Origin of the sequence: Bacteroides nordii (assembly GCF_019930665.1) — a bacterium.
In the GTDB taxonomy this organism is placed as follows: domain Bacteria; phylum Bacteroidota; class Bacteroidia; order Bacteroidales; family Bacteroidaceae; genus Bacteroides; species Bacteroides nordii.
Map to the genome: position 1 here is coordinate 674,257 of NZ_CP082886.1, position 15,887 is coordinate 690,143.

The window sequence follows — 15,887 nt, forward strand, 5'->3', positions numbered from 1 at the left end:
TAATGACCATTTAATGCACAAAATAGTATGAATAGAAAATCAATTTTATCTTTATTGCTTTTGTTCTTATGCACCTTCGGTGTGCAGGCGGAAGAATATGAAACGACTTCGCCTAACGGCACGTTGAAAATAAAGCTACGGGTAGACAATGGTACGACCTATGAGGTATGGCATGGCGATAAGCAGTTGATCGCTCCCTCATCCATAGGATTGAATCTTTCTAACGGGACAATTGTGGGAGGAGGAACGGTAAAAAGTACAACGACCAATCATGTGGATCAAACAATTGATGTTGTAGCCGGAAAAAATAAAACTCTGAGAGAGGCTTATAATGAGCTGTTAATATCATTTAATGAAAACTATGACCTTTTGGTGAGGGCTTACGATGAGGGAATAGCGTATCGTTTTATCACCCGTCTGGACGGAGAGATTATTATCAATAGTGAAGATGCTGTGTTCAATTTTACTTCAACCCCGACAATCTATTTCCCGGAGTGTGATACTAATTATTCCGGAGAAAAAGACCAGCAGGGGAAAGTACACCAGATTCATCAGGGATATAGAAACTTTGAACGGCTCTATAAAACTTATAATGCACCGACTGATATCACTAACAATCGTTTTTCTGTTTCTCCCGTACTGTTTTCGTATCCTGATACTCCTTACAAGATTGTTGTAACGGAATCTGATACATATGATTATCCGGGATTGTATATGGAGCAAAACGGCGTGAATTCCATGCGTGGAAAGTGGGCTCAATACCCTAAAGAGGTTATGGATTCTGATCCTTCAAATTCCAGCTACTGGTATTCTAATCATCTGGTTATTTCAAGAGAAAACTATATTGCAAAAACAGAAGGGAGCCGCACATTCCCCTGGCGAGTTATTATTGTTTCTGATGATGACAAATCTCTGCTTAATAATGAATTGGTGTATATGTTGGCAGAACCTTGCCGTTTGACGGATACTTCTTGGATACAGCCGGGTAAAAGTGCTTGGGAATGGTGGCACAAAGCCGTTTTAGAAGGAGTCGATTTTCCATCAGGAAATAAGAATCTGTCTTTTCAATTATATAAATATTATGTTGATTGGGCTTCTCAGCATGGTATTGAATATATGACACTTGATGCCGGTTGGTCTGAAGATTATATACGTACATTATGCCTTTATGCAAAACAGAAGAATGTGAAAATTTTGGTTTGGACATGGGCAAGTTGTGTTAGAGAGAATCCGCAGGACTGGATTAAGAAGATGAAAGACTATGGTGTTTCCGGAGCAAAGATCGATTTCTTTGAACGCAGTGATCAGATTGCTATGCGTTGGGGACGGGAGTTTGCACAACGTCTGGCAGACAATCAAATGGTTGCCCTGTTCCATGGTTGTCCGGTTCCAACCGGGATCAATCGTACTTATCCCAACATCCTGAATTTTGAGGCTGTCCGTGGTGCTGAGTGTAATTTCTGGGAAAGCACTCTGACGCCTGAATATCATACGCAATTTCCTTTTATACGTTCATTGGCTGGTCCCGAAGATTATACTCCGGGGTCTATGAGAAATGTAACTCAGGAGGAGTTCAAACCCATTGACAAGGACAACACTCCACCAATGAGTATGGGCACCAGAGCTCACGAACTGTCAATGTATGTCATCTATGACCAGTGGGTGGGATACTTATGTGACTCTCCAACAGAATACAATAAATATCCGGATATACTTAGTTTCTTGTCAACAGTTCCTACAATCTGGGATAAAACAGTACCATTGGATGCCAAATTGGGAGATTATATTCTGATGGCTAAACAAAAGGGAAAAGACTGGTATGTAGGTGGTATGACCGATTGGACTCCAAGAACGGTAGAAATTGATTTCAGTTTTCTGGAAGCTGGTGCCTCTTATCAGGCTGACATCTTTAAGGATACTCCTGCATCGGGTGAACAGCCCAAAGAGTATGTTTGTGAAAAGATGGAAATCACTAAAGATACTAAACTTTCTATCAACATGGCCAAAGGAGGCGGTTTTACCATTCGCTTGCTCCATTCCTCCGGTTCGGGTATTGCAAAGGTCAATCAGGAGAATCCTCTCACTGTGTATGTAGAGAAAGAGTCCGATACGCTTCATGTAAAGACAAAAAAAATAATTGAGGCAGTGAAAATAAACAATATCTCCGGACAGGTTTTATTTGCGAAGAATTTTAAGGATGGTTCTTATTCTGAGCAGATAGATCTTTCGGGCTTCAATAGAGGAGTATATGTAGTTTCTGTGAAGACAGAAGCTGCATTGGCCTCGACAACTTTTATCTATTAATGAAAAACAAATGTATTATGAAAAACGTAGAAATTTTTAGATGCACATGTGCGTTGGTCGGACTTGCCTGTACCTCTGCTTTTGCTCAGGTGAAACATGCTTCATTTTCTGAGATCATTAATCCTGTTGTAGTAGACGGTGGAACAGAGAGTATTCCTATGGCGTATGAAGCTGCTGCTGCCTGGGGAGATTATAACAACGATGGTTTTCTGGATGTGATTATAGCCGGTGTAACTTCACAAGGAGAGCAAACATTACTTTATAAAAATAAAGATGGAAAGCAATTTGAGCAAGTTGCGCATAATTTCCCGGGTTTGAGGACATCCAGTGCCACCTGGTTCGACTATAATAATGATGGAAATCTGGATTTGTTTCTGGCCGGAAAGAAAAGTAATGGAGAATACTATGCTGGTTTATGGAAAAATAAAGGAGGAGATGCCGATTTTGAAGAGGTATTTACAGGGCTATTCCCTTTGATTAATAATGGAAAGGAAAATCGTTCTAACCGATATGTAGTAGCTGCTGATTATGACGGTGACGGCTGGACGGATCTTTATATTCAGGGGCGTACAAGCGAAGGTGACAAGAATACCGGAATCTCATACTTATACAGAAATGTAAATGGGGAGAATTTTGAACGTATTGACAAGCTGGTAAAAAACAAAATGGGTAGCAGTACGGCTAAACCCTTTGTTCAGTTATCTGGTGGTGGGGCTGCCTGGGCTGACTATGATGGTGATGGATTCTTGGATCTGATTGTTTCGGGTGAAGGAATTGACGTTGACAAGTATGATGCCGACTATAGTTATCATGGCAGTTATAATGGTGCAGTCTACAAAAACAATGGTGACGGAACTTTTGCCGAACCCATTGAATTTGAAGGTATAGAAGAAGGCAATCCTGTCTGGATTGATTATAACAATGATGGAAAACAGGATTTTATGGTTCCCGGAGTTAGATGGGACGAAGCGGTGAGTTGGAACTGGCGCGGTGACGTGTATATCAATTCAGTAGGAGGATTTACCAAATATGGTGCTGCTACAACGGGGTTGCCAAATAGCAGACAGGCGCTTTCAGTCGATGCAGGCGATGTTAACAATGACGGTTTTAGCGATATCTTGTATATGAATGCTACAGAGGAGACTGATATGGTTTATTTGAACAATGGAGGCAAACTGGATGCTCCTATGTTTACTGCTTCTCCGTTAGTGTATGCTGGTGCAAAAGCACAAAGGGGTGGAACAGCCAATCTGGTAGATTTTGACAATGATGGTAATTTGGATGCATTTCTTGTGGGTTATGGCGATGCGGGAGGATCACATACCCGCCTGATGAAGAATAATTTAGGCGAAGGAATTACTGCAAATAAGGCTCCCGGCGCACCTACCAATTTGAAAGCAGTGTCGGGTTCCAATGGCATTGTAATGTTCTCATGGGATGCCCCGGCTGATGATGTAACTCCGGCCAGTGCTTTGAAATATAATTTGTATATCAAACAGGGAGATGTTATCAGAATGACAATTCCGGCTGATATTACTACCGGACGGTTGAAAGTAGCCGAAGTTTCCGGATTAATCAGCAAGAGAGTGTTATATAAGGTAACAGGACTGATTGGCGAGTATACATGGGGAGTACAAGCGGTTGATAATGCTAAAGTAGGTGGCCCATTTGCTATTTTTGGTGCAGGAACCGGAATAACAAACGAACCGGAGAAGGCCTCTGTAAAGGTTATGAGCGAGGGAGACGCCATCCGTATTACTGCTGCCAGTGATTTGAACGGTATAATCAATGTTTATTCCATGGATGGAGGTAATGTATATTCAGAATCAGTATCATTGAATAATACAACTGTAAATCTGCCGAAGGGGATTTATCTTGTAAAGATTACATTAGCTAATGAAACAATAACAGAAAAGGTGATTGTTTGGTAAAAGGATAACGAACAGGGTAAGAAGGCTATCGGATATTTCGGTAGCCTTTTTTTGTATTTCACTGCAGAGAATGCAGGGGCTTAATTGTTTAAAATGAACTATGTAATTACTCAGTGTGCTCTGTGGTGGATTGATTACTTAATCCTTCCATATATCCCTACGTTTACTTATTTTTTTTAACTTTGCCCAAAAAGAAGTCCTGTTTTTTAAAAAGAACATATTAAAGCTGACCGACGAAGAGCTATTACATCAGTACGCCACGTCTGGTAAAACAGAATATTTTGGTGAACTTTACAACCGATATATTCCGTTATTATATGGTCTTTGTCTCAAGTATCTGACCGACGAAGCACGTGCACAGGATGCAGTAATGCAACTTTTTGAAGATCTGCTTCCCAAAGTACCCCATTATGAAATAAAGGTTTTCAAACCCTGGCTATATCGGGTAGCAAAGAACCACTGTCTACAGATACTGAGAAAAGAAAATAAAGAAATTCCTCTCGATTATACGATTAACCTTGTGGAATCTGATGAATTTCTGCATCTTTTATCTGAAGAAGATACTTCGGAAGAACAACTAAATGCCCTGAAGCATTGTCTTGAAAAGCTTCCCGAATTTCAGCGTATCAGCATCATGCATTTTTTTATGGAAGAAATGTCTTATGCCGATATTGTAGAGCAAACAGGCTTTACACTGAATAACGTGAAAAGCTATATCCAGAATGGAAAACGTAATTTAAAGATTTGTATAAAGAACCAGACCCAATGAAGCTATTAGACTACATACGAGGAACCCGTAAAGGAAAAGAAGCTCATCGCCTGCAAAAGGAAGCGATGCGAGATCCTTTTCTTGCCGACGCTATGGATGGTTACGACGGCGCAGGGGAAAGTCAGGAGCAACAGATAGAGTTACTTCGCCGCCGGATTACAATGAGGGTGAAAAGAAAGCAGAATCATGCTTTTGCCTGGAGTGTGGCTGCCAGTCTCCTGTTAGGTGTTTGGTTGGGTGGTTATTTCCTGTTCCAAAAAGATAAATTACCGGAAGAAACTCTCATGGCTCTGGAACAATTGCAACGGGATACTATTTTGCAAACGCCTTCACAGATACCTGCTGAGGCAGAAGTGAAGTTGGCGAAGACACTGAAAAAGGATTCGATGAGACCACTCATCAGTCAGGAACGAAAAGTGAAACCTGCTGTTACTGCCAAAACCATTGCTCCCGAAGTGAAAGAGCAATCTGCGGCGGAAGTAGAGATGAGTATGGTCCTTTCAGAAGAATTAAAACTGGCTGATACTACAATCGCTGCAGGCGATAATAATCTTGCCCGGAAGTTGCAGGATAGGGTAGAAGGCCTAAAGGTTGGTGGGATAAAAGGACGTGTGACTGATGAAAACGGAGAACCTCTTATGGGAGCTAATATTCTTGTAAAAGGAACCGGTAAGAGTACGGTTTCGGATGTAAATGGAAACTTTACATTAGATGCAGACGGAAACAAAGAGATTGCGGTCAACTATATTGGCTATGAACCGATAACTCTTCCTGCAGATACCGGCAAAGAAATGTTGATTGCCATGAATGAGAGCAAAGAAGCATTAAACGAAGTTGTGGTAGTGGGCTATGGTACTGAAAGGAAAAAGGATTTTACAGGTTCGGTAGTACGCGTTGAGCCGTTGACCATGCCGGAGCCCGTTCCTGTGATAGGGTTCAAAGCATATAAGAAGTACCTGAAAAAGAATAGGATCCGTCCAACAGATGAAGAATGCGCAAAGGTAAAAGGGGAAGTAGTACTGACTTTTCATGTGGATAAAAAGGGTCGCCCGGTGAATATAAAAATAAAGAACAGCCTATGTGTTTCTGCTGATAAAGAAGCAATACGTCTTGTAAAAGACGGGCCGGACTGGTTGGCAGGAAATAAAGAAGTAACACTGAATGTTAAATTCTAAAGAAAGTGTTTGGGAAGAACTGGAAAAGATTCCATCATTCGAGGCTATTTTATAATCAGAGCAATAAAAAAAGAGCTTTCAACTCGTGAAAACTCTTTTCCATTTGGTAGAGAATATCGAAATATCCCCTATCGTTGTCATCCAGGTCTCGCGATTGACTGGGAAGTATTTTCAACTTAGCTCCAAGTTCTGATAAAGCCAAGGATAATGTATTTAATTCATCGGAAGTAAAGTCAACCAATCTGCCATTTATCATATTGTATAGAAGGTATTTGTATGCCAATGGCAGGGTAAGAAAAGGCTATTCTTTAGTCTTAATGAATCCAATCGGGTTACGTGGTCTTTCGTCCCACGCCTTTTTGGTTTGCAGTTCTGCCAGTGTTTGGTTGATTAGCTCTATTTGCATCCGGGTATCGTCGTTGATGTCATTGTAGTCGGCAAAAACTTCTTCGAGGTATTGTTTGAGTTCTTTAACTTCCACCTGTAACTCTGAAATACGGTCTACCGGAGGATTGGCTATCAATTGGCGGACAGCAATAAAGGCGCGTATAATCTGTATGTTTACATCTATTGCAATGTTACTGTTGAGTACGGAAGAGAGTTGGGCGACACCATGTTCGGTGAATGCGTAGGGCATATACCGGGTACCTCCCCTCTTTGAGGTGCTAATTCTGCACCTCAAATCCTCCCATTCTTCCTTAGTCAGTTCAAACATGAAATCGCTGGGGAAGCGACGGAGGTTGTTTTTTACAGAACGTTTCAAATACTTTGTCTCTGTATCATACATCTCTGCCAAATCGAAGTCCAACATCACCTTCTGACCTCGTATCTCGTATATTTTATTTTGAATAATTAGTAATTCATCCATGTCCTATTTTATTTTTGTATCACAAAAGTAGAGTTAATTCTTCATTTTTCCTATATTATTACCATCCTTTTTCTCTTGTCGAACAATATCCGGCGCAAATGTTACCAACGCTCCTTTTCCGTCTCCCGTCCTCTTCCATCCCCGTTTTCCTGTCAACTTCCGCATTGTTACTATAACTATACCCTAACCACTCAAACTCAAACATAGAACAAAAAATTACCTCCTGACGTATCATTTTCCTATTTTGCATCCGTCCAATACGGTGTGTTACCCTCTTTTCGTACGTCCGTTCCTTCCTTTTCGAAATACATGGCCTTCCGTTGAACCCTTGCGAAGTGGATGAAACGAATGAGTATGGATTATGCTTTTGCCGTCCGACCTTTGCCCGACCTATAAACGAAAAATAGCCGTAAGTCAAAAAACTTACAGCTATTTAATCATGCACGGGAGGAGAGGCTCGAACTCCCGACACCCGGTTTTGGAGACCGGTGCTCTACCAACTGAGCTACTCCCGTGTTTGCGGGTGCAAAGATAGAATAATCTTCCGAATCTGCAAGTATTTCTGCAAAGAAGTTTTCAACTATTTTAGTTTTTCCCATTCGTCGGGTTTGAATCCTACTAATACAAAATGATCAGTCACTACCAATGGACGTTTCACCAGTTTACCATTGGTAGCCAGCAGGGCTATCTGTTCTTCTTCGCTCATTGTGGTAAGCTTTTCTTTGAGGTTCAGCTCTTTATAAACCAGTCCGCTGGTGTTGAAAAACTTTTTTACCGGTAGTCCACTAAGTGGAATCCATGCTTTCAGTTCTTCTACGGTGGGGTTATTTTCTACGATGAGACGGTTGGTATACTCAATATTATTTTCAGTCAGCCACTTTTTTGCCTTTTGACAAGTGCTACACGCTGGGTATTGCAAAAAGATTGGTTTCATATTTCTATTATTTTAAAGCATTTGTAAGTCTTGGTACATGATACGGTAAGCAGCTGCTTTCTTATCCAATGCTAATGGGTAAGCACGGGAAGAAGAAGGCATCCGGTAGAGCCGTATCGGGCGGTTTTCAAACACAAACTCAGAAAAGTCGCCTACTTTGGGTTCCTCTACATTGAATTGCATGCGGAGGGTATCTGTAGCCTTTTGCCCGGTGGTTACGATGGCTTTGCATTCCGGTAATTGTCGGAGCATAGCAGCTATGTCAGTAGACTGAACCACTTCTAAGAATTTGTCGGAAGCATTATCCTGCAAACGTCGTATGGCAGAAGCAGTATCGAATAAGGCAATCCCCTTTTTATTGAGAAAATCAATGATTTGTTCACGACAAAAAGCTTTCTTTGACTCATTCAGAAAATGATCCTTGTTGTCAAAGAACAGGAGTCCCACAATTCTCCACATATCATTGTTTAAATTTGGATAATAAAAATCCATAGACCATCTTTTCTTTTGTGGCGGAAAACTGCCCAGCATTAACAATTTTGCATGCGGAGGTAAAAACGGTTTCAGGGGATGATTTTCTATCTCTATTTCCATATTTACAGTTTATTTGCAACAAAAATAGTGATAATACCTATTTCTGAGAACTCTTTTGTTTAAACGTTACCTAAAAAATATTTTTTTAGAATTTATTGTGTACTTTTGTATAAGCACAATCTATTTGAAATGAACATGTTACTTACTAAAAGGACTCTTTTATACCTGTTTTTAATGCTCTTACCTCCTTTGGGAATAGAAGAGTGTAATGCTATTAATATAGAATATGATAAACACACAGACCAGTTTTCTTCAAGAAAAAAGATAAAAGGACACGTCGTCGATTCCAAAGGAGAAATTTTGATTGGAGCTACTGTAAAAGTGAAAGGGGAGCCCGATGGAACCATTACTAATGCAGAGGGTGAATTTTCTTTAGTAGTAGAACAGGATGCTGTTCTGCAAATTTCCTTTGTGGGATGTGAGACTAAGGAAGTGCCTGTACGGGGACAAACTGAATTTGAGATACTACTCAAAGAAGATGCCGTGATGCTTGATCCTATTATTGTCACTGCACTTGGCATTGAAAAGAAGGAATCTTCTCTCTCATATTCGGCTATGCAGCTCAAAAGTGATGAACTGAACCGGGTGAAGGACCCTAATATGATTACTGCACTGGCAGGAAAAGCAGCAGGTGTGCAAATTAGTAAGAATTCCTCAGGACCGGGTGCATCAGCTAAGGTCAGTATTCGTGGTATACGTTCTGTAGTCAGTGATAATCAGCCTTTATATGTAATAGATGGTGTTCCGATGCTCAACTCTACTTCCGAACAAGCCTATTCGGCTATTGGAGGTACAGCCAATGCCGGCAATCGTGACGGAGGCGACGGCATTTCTAATCTGAATCCTGAGGATGTGGAGAGTATAACGATTCTGAAAGGTGCTCCGGCTGCAGCTTTGTATGGTAGCCAGGCTGCTAATGGGGTAATATTGATAACCACTAAAAAAGGGAGCGAGTCCGGAGTTCATAAAGTATCTTTCTCTACCAGCCTGACCGTTGATAATGCTTTTAGTCTTCCTGAAATGCAAAACCGCTATGGGGTGAGTGATGATGTAGATAGCTGGGGAGCAAAGGCCGAACTGCCGGATCAGGACAACCTGAAGAATTTCTTTCGTACCGGTTTTACTTCCATTACCTCTATATCTGTGAGCCATGGAAACGAGAAGTTACAAAATTATTTCTCTTATGCCAATACCAGCGGAAGGGGCATTATAGATAAAAATCAGCTTTCCAAACACAATCTGAATTTCCGCGAAACCTCCTCTTTGTTCAATGGCCGGTTGAAACTGGATGGCAGTGTGAATGTGATGCGCCAGGTGGTAAAGAACAAACCTGTTACCGGAGGTTTTTATATGAATCCCCTGGTGGGATTGTATCGCTTTCCTCGTGGCGAAGATCTGTCTTATTATAAAGATCATTTTGAAGTATATGATGAAGATCGTAAGCTCAATGTACAAAATTGGCATACGTCTTTTGAAGATTTTGAGCAAAACCCTTATTGGATTGTCAATCGTATCCAGAGTAAAGATACCCGTTCCAGAATCATTACGTCTTTGTCTGCTCGTGTGAAGGTGAATGACTGGCTTGATATTCAGGCACGTGGTACTATGGATTACGCAAATGACAAATTACGGCAGAAGTTTTATGCTTCTACAGCTCCGGCATTGGCGGGAGTGAATGGTCGCTATATTGAAATGGATTATCAGGAGGTACTGCTTTATGGAGATGTGATGGCAACGGCAAAGAAGAAGTGGGGTGACATCTCACTGGATGCCGCTATGGGTGCCAGCATTAATGACAAGATCGTAAATTCTGTCCGTTACGACTCTAAGACGGCTTCCTTGAAATTTCCCAATGTCTTTAATCTGGCCAATATTATTATGAACGGTTCGGCCAGCCTCGATCAGAAGATTGATGCTCACAGGCAGTTGCAGTCGGTATTTGCTACAGCACAGGTGGGATACAGAGAGAGCCTTTTTGTAGATGTGACCGCCCGTAATGACTGGGCTTCTACTTTAGCTTACACCCAGCATGAGCGGACGGGGTTTTTCTATCCCTCTGTTGGTGCTTCTCTTATTCTGAATAAACTGATAGCTTTGCCGGAATGGGTTTCTTTTGGTAAAGTGCGCGGTACATACAGTAAAGTGGGTAATGATATCCCACTGTTTATCACCAATCCGGTTTCACACGTTACTGCCGGCGGTGAAGTGCAGGCCAGTGATGCGGCTCCTTTTAAAGAGATGGAGCCTGAAATGACATACTCTGTGGAAGTAGGTACCGAGTGGCGTTTCCTTAGTAATCGTCTGGGCATTAATGCCACTTATTACCGTACCAATACCCGCAATCAATTCTTCAAGCTGCCGGCTTTATCCGGAGATAAATATGCCTATCGGTATGTCAATGCCGGTAATATACAGAATGAGGGTTGGGAGCTGACACTGGATGTCGCACCTGTGATGAAGCGGGATTTCATCTGGAAAACAACACTCAATTTCTCTTCCAATAAGAACCGGATTATCGAACTGCATGAACAGTTAAAAGAGTTTGTTTACGGTCCTACCAGTTTTTCGTCGAGTTATGCCATGAAGTTAGTGAAAGGTGGTTCTATCGGCGATATTTACGGAAAAGCTTTTGTTCGTGATGGCAGTGGAAATATCGTTTACGAGGCCGGGGGCGAAAATAAAGGATTGCCTCAGGTTGAGGGAGACGGAAATACGGTGAAGGTAGGCAATGCCAATCCTCTCTTTTCGATGGGATGGAGTCATACTCTTTCTTACAAAGGGGTCAGCCTTTATTTTTTGATAGACTGTCGGTATGGTGGAAATATTCTTTCACAAACCCAGGCCGATATGGATATGTATGGAGTTTCCAAAACTACGGCCGACGCCAGGGACGATGGATATATCATGTTGGAGGGACATCGTGTAGAGAATGTAAAGGGATTCTACAAGAACGTAGTTGGCGGACGTGCAGGTGTGACGGAATACTATATGTATGATGCCACAAATGTGCGTCTGCGAGAGCTTTCTCTAAACTATCAGTTACCTGCCGGCTGGATAGCTAAAACGAAGGTTTTCAAAGATATACAGCTTTCTTTTGTAGGGCGCAATCTTTTTTTTATTTACAAGAAAGCGCCTTTTGATCCCGATCTGGTACTTTCTACCGGAAATGATAACCAGGGAATCGAAGTCTATGGAATGCCCACGACACGTAGTTGGGGATTCAGTATTAAATGTGAATTTTAAAGCGGGAAAGGGGTAAAATGATGAAAAAGAATATGATTCTTCTGTCTTTGTTTATAGGGTCGATACTGATATCCTGTACTTCCCAATTCAGAGAGTACAATACCGATTTGGCAGGCATTACCGATGAAGATTTGAAAGCGGATAATAATGACCATGGTATTCGTCTGGGCATTATTCAGCAGGGCATTTATTTTAATTATGATTATGGCAAAGGCAAGAACTGGCCCTTTCAATTGACGCAGAATCTTAATGCTGATATGTTCTGTGGATATATGCACGATGCCAAACCACTGAATGGAGGTAGCCATAATTCCGATTATAATATGCAGGACGGTTGGAATAGTGCGATGTGGGGACATACGTATGCTTATATCTTTCCTCAGATTTATCAGTCGGAAATCCATACCCGTACAGGGCAGCCGGCATTCTTTGGTATTACAAAGATTCTGAAAGTAGAGGTGATGCATCGTGTGACAGATTATTATGGCCCTGTAGTATATACCAATTTTGCGAATCCGGAAAACAATTATCAGCCCGATACGCAGGAGGAAGTATATGATGAGTTCTTCCATGAACTGGATACGGCGGTTACCGTTCTTTCTGATTACATAGAACGAATGCCGGAAGCTACAGAGTTTGCCCGTTTTGATATTCTGCTTGATGGGAAATATAGCTCCTGGATTAAGTTTGCCAACTCTTTGCGGATGAGGCTTGCCATGCGTTTAGCTGTGGTGAGTCCGTTGAAAGCCCGCTCGGAGTTCTTGAAAGCTTTAGATAATGCGTATGGCGTTTTCGAGTATGCTACCGAATTGGCGTCTGTCTCTACCGGTAGTGGATACTCCAATCCACTTGGTGAACTCAATCGTGTATGGAATGAAACTTATATGAATGCCTCTATAGAATCTATAATGAATGGTTACGGTGACCCCCGGCGGGAATTTTATTTTGAACATTGTACGGCTACGGATTTAAAGGGAGAGTATCGCGGCATTCGTCAGGGGACTTGTTTTGCCCACAATCGTTACAACACTTTGTCGAAGCTGACGGTAGATCAGTCTACAGATGCGGTTTTGATGACTGCCGCCGAGGTGTGGTTTCTTCGTGCGGAGGCGGCATTGCGGGGTTGGACATCAGAGGATGCGGGAGAATGCTATAAGCAAGGAGTGGCTTCCTCTTTTCGCCAGTACAATCTGACAGCGGCAGACGATTATCTGAGCAGCGATAATCGGGCTGCTGATTTTGTTGATACGTATGATTCCGATAATAATATAAAGGCTCGTTGTCAGGTGTCTCCACGCTGGATAGAAAGTGCAGACCGGGAGGTTAAACTGGAAAAGATCATTACTCAGAAATGGTTGGCTATGTTTCCCGAAGGTTGTGAGGCATGGGCAGAGCAGCGTCGGACAGGTTATCCGCGTCTTTTCCCTGTAAGATTTAATAATAGCCGGAATCATTGTATTGATACGGAAACAATGGTTCGTCGTCTGAACTTTCCCGGTTCATTAGAGACGGAGGACGGAGAACAATACCGTAAGTTAGTGGATGCGTTGGGCGGAGAAGACAATGGAGGTACGCGTCTTTGGTGGGATACCGGACGTAATTGGTAAGTTCTGCTTACTATAAATAGGGGGTATATCGGCTATTTTATAACTTCATTTGTGACGGAGTAAAAAATAAGCTAAAACTAAAGCTAATGAAGTTGAGTTTCATCCTTCTATCCTGAATAACTTATCGTGTTTAGATATTACAAAAAAGTTTTCATACTTTCTTCCTTGAAGCAATAATTTTGTAATCTTGTATTTAAGTATATCAAAGCGCATAAGACTTCTTTATTAACTTGTAAAACTTGAATAAATTACACTTAAGCAAGTCGACCAATGATTGTTTTGGTAGGTACTCTACACTTCTATTTCTCCTGTTCCTTTAACATTGTTAACTCCTTTTCTCCTTTAGTATTTTCCTCATCATAAAAGTACGTTATTTTATACATAAAAGTATATATCTTTTGCCTGTAAAATTAGTATTTTAACGCAGTATTAAAATACTAATTTTGTACTGTATAAAAAGCATTGTTTTCTATCATTGTTATTCCCTTTATATCCTCTTTATAATCAGCGATTTCCACTTTTTCAATATCGCTCTCTTTTTCTGTCAATGCCTTTTTTATAGCCGTTTTATTCATCTTCCAACCTGTTATCCCACCTGCTATACTTGTCAAAAAGGTAATCAGTGTGTGAAGTACGTACTTTAGCCCCCCCCCCCTAAAAAATACGTACTCTCTTTTGCCTGATCCCTGTTTTTTTTACAGCTTGTTTCTACTGTGAAGTCCTGAGTATTTTCAGGATATATTTTCCCGGTGCTTCAATCCTGCTCCAGTTTGTTTTCGCCAGTATTCTCCATACTTCTGTCCCCTTTCTGCCGTAGTCCGATAATCTCAGTATCGCCTTAATCTCAGCTTTGTCCTTCACATTGTGCAGTCTCAGGCTCTCCAGTAGCCCGCTGTAGTTGTGTGTTTTCTCATTGAGTGCGTATTCGGGTGGGGGAGGAAGCAAAGAAATATCTTCCTCTTCTTCCTTCTCCCCGGTGGGGGGATCAGAGGGGGGAAGTTCTTTACTCTTCTCTGCTTTACTTTGCTTTACTTTACTTTGTCTGAAATTGTCTGCATTTTCGAGGTTCAACTCCATTTGAGTCGGTAACTTGTCTACATTTTCTGTAGTTAAACTACCTGTTTTGCATACATTTTTTGAGTTCGCACCCTCTGTCAGCATGTAGGGCAGTTTGGTTAAGTCCTTCTTTCTGCGGCTTGTAGCCTCCAACCATACCTTTTGTATTTCCACAGAAGTCAAGACTCCGTTAGTTTTGTAGCTCTCCTTGTCGAAAAACTCCTTTTCGATGAGCAGGTCTACAATCTCTTCTACCGCCTCTTTTGTATATTCGGGTCCTAACTTCCTTGCAAAGATCATGCACTGATCCTTTCCCCAATGAATGTAATACCCGTCAGTATATATCTTGCACAGCAACATGATCACCGCATGCGGCCCTTTCACTCCATGTATTGCCGTAATCAGTTCTATCGTATCGCAGTGAAAAAATCCCGTTAACAGCGGGAAGTAATTAATTCCAAAATATTCCATAGCCTTTTTTTGTTGAAAACTTATTTAATTGAAAATTGAAAGTTACTGTTCAGCATGATAGCGCAGCTAATTTTCAATTTTCAATTTTCAACTTTCCATTAAACAACCGGTCTCCACTCCATAAAATTCTCCACCTGGAATGTTCTCCATCCCTGTTGCTCTATGTCCCAGTATACTACTGCTCCCTCCACCTTTGTCGAGTCATATACTTTGTGGAACTCCGATTCGTAATAAATCAGTGTCCCCTTCACAAATCTGAAATTTCCGTCCTGTTTGTGGTAGGCAATCATGGCATGTCCGTACAGCATGTGGTCCAACAATGCTTCCAGGCGTTCTGCCATCCATTGTGCAGTACTCTCCGGATAACTTTTTTCCATCACGATCCGTCTTTTCCATCTTGTTTTCATAGCTTCACTCTGTGATACCGTTCTTTTCTGTTTCTTCATAATACTCAATTTAAAATGATAAATACTATATTTTATTTTCCGTTTCGTATAAAAAAGAGCGTGCCACCTTCCTGAAAAAGCGGCACGTTATCATACCCGGCTTTTAACATGTGCCAAAGGTATGCCTATTATTTTAAATCGAGTCGCAGGAATTGGTGTCCTGCTGTTTCGTTGTTTTTATCTATTCCCGTTCATTGTTTTCCTCTCCGTCTTCTTCGTGCCACATTCTTGATATGTAGCTTCTGATCGCATTGTATTTGAGTGGTTTATACTCTCCGTTAACCTTGTGTAGCAATATTTTTCTCTCCTCAATGAATCGTGCCAGACTTGCCTGGCATAGATTTGAGTCATCTCCCATTGCGCCTTTTTTATAAAGTGTAATAAAGATTTTTATTGCTTCTTTATGTTCTGAAATAATACCAGATACCGATTCCTCCATTTTTCTTCCTTTTTTTGATTTAGTTTTTTGTTTACTAAGGGAGTTGTTTT

The 15,887-nt window shown here is 41.3% G+C and carries 15 protein-coding genes and 1 tRNA gene; 6 read left to right on the forward strand and 10 right to left on the reverse strand.

The window, feature by feature from the left end:
* The first annotated feature begins 27 nt into the window (after positions 1-27).
* The 4 genes from K8P02_RS02545 to K8P02_RS02560 all read left to right on the forward strand — a co-directional run bounded on the left by K8P02_RS02545 (position 28) and on the right by K8P02_RS02560 (position 6,179).
* Entirely contained in the window at positions 28-2,304 is a 2,277-nt protein-coding gene (locus K8P02_RS02545; RefSeq protein WP_025867423.1) for a glycoside hydrolase family 97 protein, read from the forward strand.
* 17 nt (positions 2,305-2,321) lie between these two features.
* Positions 2,322-4,235 (forward strand): FG-GAP-like repeat-containing protein, encoded by a 1,914-nt coding sequence (locus K8P02_RS02550; protein WP_223381937.1) that lies wholly within the window; start codon positions 2,322-2,324, stop codon positions 4,233-4,235.
* A gap of 199 nt (positions 4,236-4,434) precedes the next feature.
* On the forward strand, positions 4,435-5,004 hold the full coding sequence (locus K8P02_RS02555; protein WP_025867424.1) for an RNA polymerase sigma factor: 570 nt from the start codon (positions 4,435-4,437) through the stop codon (positions 5,002-5,004).
* Positions 5,001-6,179, forward strand: a complete 1,179-nt coding sequence (locus K8P02_RS02560) for an energy transducer TonB (protein WP_122201312.1) — start codon at positions 5,001-5,003, stop codon at positions 6,177-6,179. Before K8P02_RS02555 ends, K8P02_RS02560 begins: the two co-directional genes overlap by 4 nt.
* A gap of 55 nt (positions 6,180-6,234) precedes the next feature.
* Here the strand turns inward: K8P02_RS02560 and K8P02_RS02565 are convergent, their stop codons facing one another.
* From K8P02_RS02565 to K8P02_RS02585, 6 genes are all read right to left on the reverse strand, one after another.
* The gene (locus K8P02_RS02565; RefSeq protein WP_007484514.1) at positions 6,235-6,435 is read right to left on the reverse strand and encodes a hypothetical protein; all 201 of its coding nucleotides are present in this window, start codon (positions 6,433-6,435) and stop codon (positions 6,235-6,237) included.
* A 45-nt stretch (positions 6,436-6,480) separates the two neighbouring features.
* Entirely contained in the window at positions 6,481-7,047 is a 567-nt protein-coding gene (locus tag K8P02_RS02570) for an ORF6N domain-containing protein (RefSeq protein WP_007484515.1), read from the reverse strand.
* Positions 7,048-7,080: 33 nt separating this feature from the next.
* Positions 7,081-7,212, reverse strand: a complete 132-nt coding sequence (locus K8P02_RS21785; protein ID WP_259323718.1) for a hypothetical protein — start codon at positions 7,210-7,212, stop codon at positions 7,081-7,083.
* Between the two features lie 277 nt (positions 7,213-7,489).
* Positions 7,490-7,562, reverse strand: a tRNA-Trp gene (locus K8P02_RS02575).
* 65 nt (positions 7,563-7,627) lie between these two features.
* Complete coding sequence (locus K8P02_RS02580) at positions 7,628-7,981, reverse strand: arsenate reductase family protein (RefSeq protein WP_007484517.1); 354 nt, start codon at positions 7,979-7,981, stop codon at positions 7,628-7,630.
* Between the two features lie 12 nt (positions 7,982-7,993).
* Entirely contained in the window at positions 7,994-8,575 is a 582-nt protein-coding gene (locus tag K8P02_RS02585; protein WP_007484518.1) for a uracil-DNA glycosylase family protein, read from the reverse strand.
* A gap of 135 nt (positions 8,576-8,710) precedes the next feature.
* Between K8P02_RS02585 and K8P02_RS02590 the strand changes: the two genes are divergently transcribed.
* Together K8P02_RS02590 and K8P02_RS02595 are read left to right on the forward strand one after the other, a co-directional pair.
* Positions 8,711-11,818, forward strand: coding sequence for a SusC/RagA family TonB-linked outer membrane protein (locus K8P02_RS02590; protein ID WP_007484520.1), 3,108 nt, complete (start codon positions 8,711-8,713; stop codon positions 11,816-11,818).
* Positions 11,819-11,838: 20 nt separating this feature from the next.
* A complete protein-coding gene (locus K8P02_RS02595; protein ID WP_025867426.1) occupies positions 11,839-13,425 on the forward strand; it encodes a SusD/RagB family nutrient-binding outer membrane lipoprotein in 1,587 nt (528 codons plus the stop codon).
* Positions 13,426-13,862: 437 nt separating this feature from the next.
* On the opposite strand, the gene K8P02_RS02600 is transcribed toward K8P02_RS02595, so the two are convergent.
* From K8P02_RS02600 to K8P02_RS02615, 4 genes are all read right to left on the reverse strand, one after another.
* Positions 13,863-14,000 (reverse strand): hypothetical protein, encoded by a 138-nt coding sequence (locus K8P02_RS02600; RefSeq protein WP_155921456.1) that lies wholly within the window; start codon positions 13,998-14,000, stop codon positions 13,863-13,865.
* A 133-nt stretch (positions 14,001-14,133) separates the two neighbouring features.
* Positions 14,134-14,952 carry a DUF4373 domain-containing protein gene (locus K8P02_RS02605; protein WP_223381939.1) on the reverse strand — a complete coding sequence of 273 codons (819 nt, stop codon included), beginning with the start codon at positions 14,950-14,952 and terminating at the stop codon, positions 14,134-14,136.
* Between the two features lie 98 nt (positions 14,953-15,050).
* Complete coding sequence (locus K8P02_RS02610; RefSeq protein ID WP_223381942.1) at positions 15,051-15,398, reverse strand: SH3 beta-barrel fold-containing protein; 348 nt, start codon at positions 15,396-15,398, stop codon at positions 15,051-15,053.
* A 181-nt stretch (positions 15,399-15,579) separates the two neighbouring features.
* Positions 15,580-15,837: a hypothetical protein gene (locus K8P02_RS02615; protein WP_081768133.1), complete on the reverse strand. Its 258-nt coding sequence runs from the start codon at positions 15,835-15,837 to the stop codon at positions 15,580-15,582.
* Positions 15,838-15,887 lie beyond the last annotated feature (50 nt).

Excerpts from the sequence above, each read along its gene's own strand:
- K8P02_RS21785 (WP_259323718.1), bottom strand. The coding sequence starts at position 7,212 with ATGCGGAAGTTGACAGGAAAACGGGGATGGAAGAGGACGGGAGACGGA.
- K8P02_RS02600 (WP_155921456.1), bottom strand. The coding sequence starts at position 14,000 with ATGAATAAAACGGCTATAAAAAAGGCATTGACAGAAAAAGAGAGCGAT.
- K8P02_RS02560 (WP_122201312.1), top strand. The coding sequence starts at position 5,001 with ATGAAGCTATTAGACTACATACGAGGAACCCGTAAAGGAAAAGAAGCT.
- K8P02_RS02580 (WP_007484517.1), bottom strand. The coding sequence starts at position 7,981 with ATGAAACCAATCTTTTTGCAATACCCAGCGTGTAGCACTTGTCAAAAG.
- K8P02_RS02610 (WP_223381942.1), bottom strand. The coding sequence starts at position 15,398 with ATGAAGAAACAGAAAAGAACGGTATCACAGAGTGAAGCTATGAAAACA.
- K8P02_RS02590 (WP_007484520.1), top strand. The coding sequence starts at position 8,711 with ATGTTACTTACTAAAAGGACTCTTTTATACCTGTTTTTAATGCTCTTA.
- K8P02_RS02545 (WP_025867423.1), top strand. The coding sequence starts at position 28 with ATGAATAGAAAATCAATTTTATCTTTATTGCTTTTGTTCTTATGCACC.
- K8P02_RS02585 (WP_007484518.1), bottom strand. The coding sequence starts at position 8,575 with ATGGAAATAGAGATAGAAAATCATCCCCTGAAACCGTTTTTACCTCCG.
- K8P02_RS02570 (WP_007484515.1), bottom strand. The coding sequence starts at position 7,047 with ATGGATGAATTACTAATTATTCAAAATAAAATATACGAGATACGAGGT.
- K8P02_RS02615 (WP_081768133.1), bottom strand. The coding sequence starts at position 15,837 with ATGGAGGAATCGGTATCTGGTATTATTTCAGAACATAAAGAAGCAATA.
- K8P02_RS02565 (WP_007484514.1), bottom strand. The coding sequence starts at position 6,435 with ATGATAAATGGCAGATTGGTTGACTTTACTTCCGATGAATTAAATACA.
- K8P02_RS02550 (WP_223381937.1), top strand. The coding sequence starts at position 2,322 with ATGAAAAACGTAGAAATTTTTAGATGCACATGTGCGTTGGTCGGACTT.
- K8P02_RS02605 (WP_223381939.1), bottom strand. The coding sequence starts at position 14,952 with ATGGAATATTTTGGAATTAATTACTTCCCGCTGTTAACGGGATTTTTT.
- K8P02_RS02595 (WP_025867426.1), top strand. The coding sequence starts at position 11,839 with ATGAAAAAGAATATGATTCTTCTGTCTTTGTTTATAGGGTCGATACTG.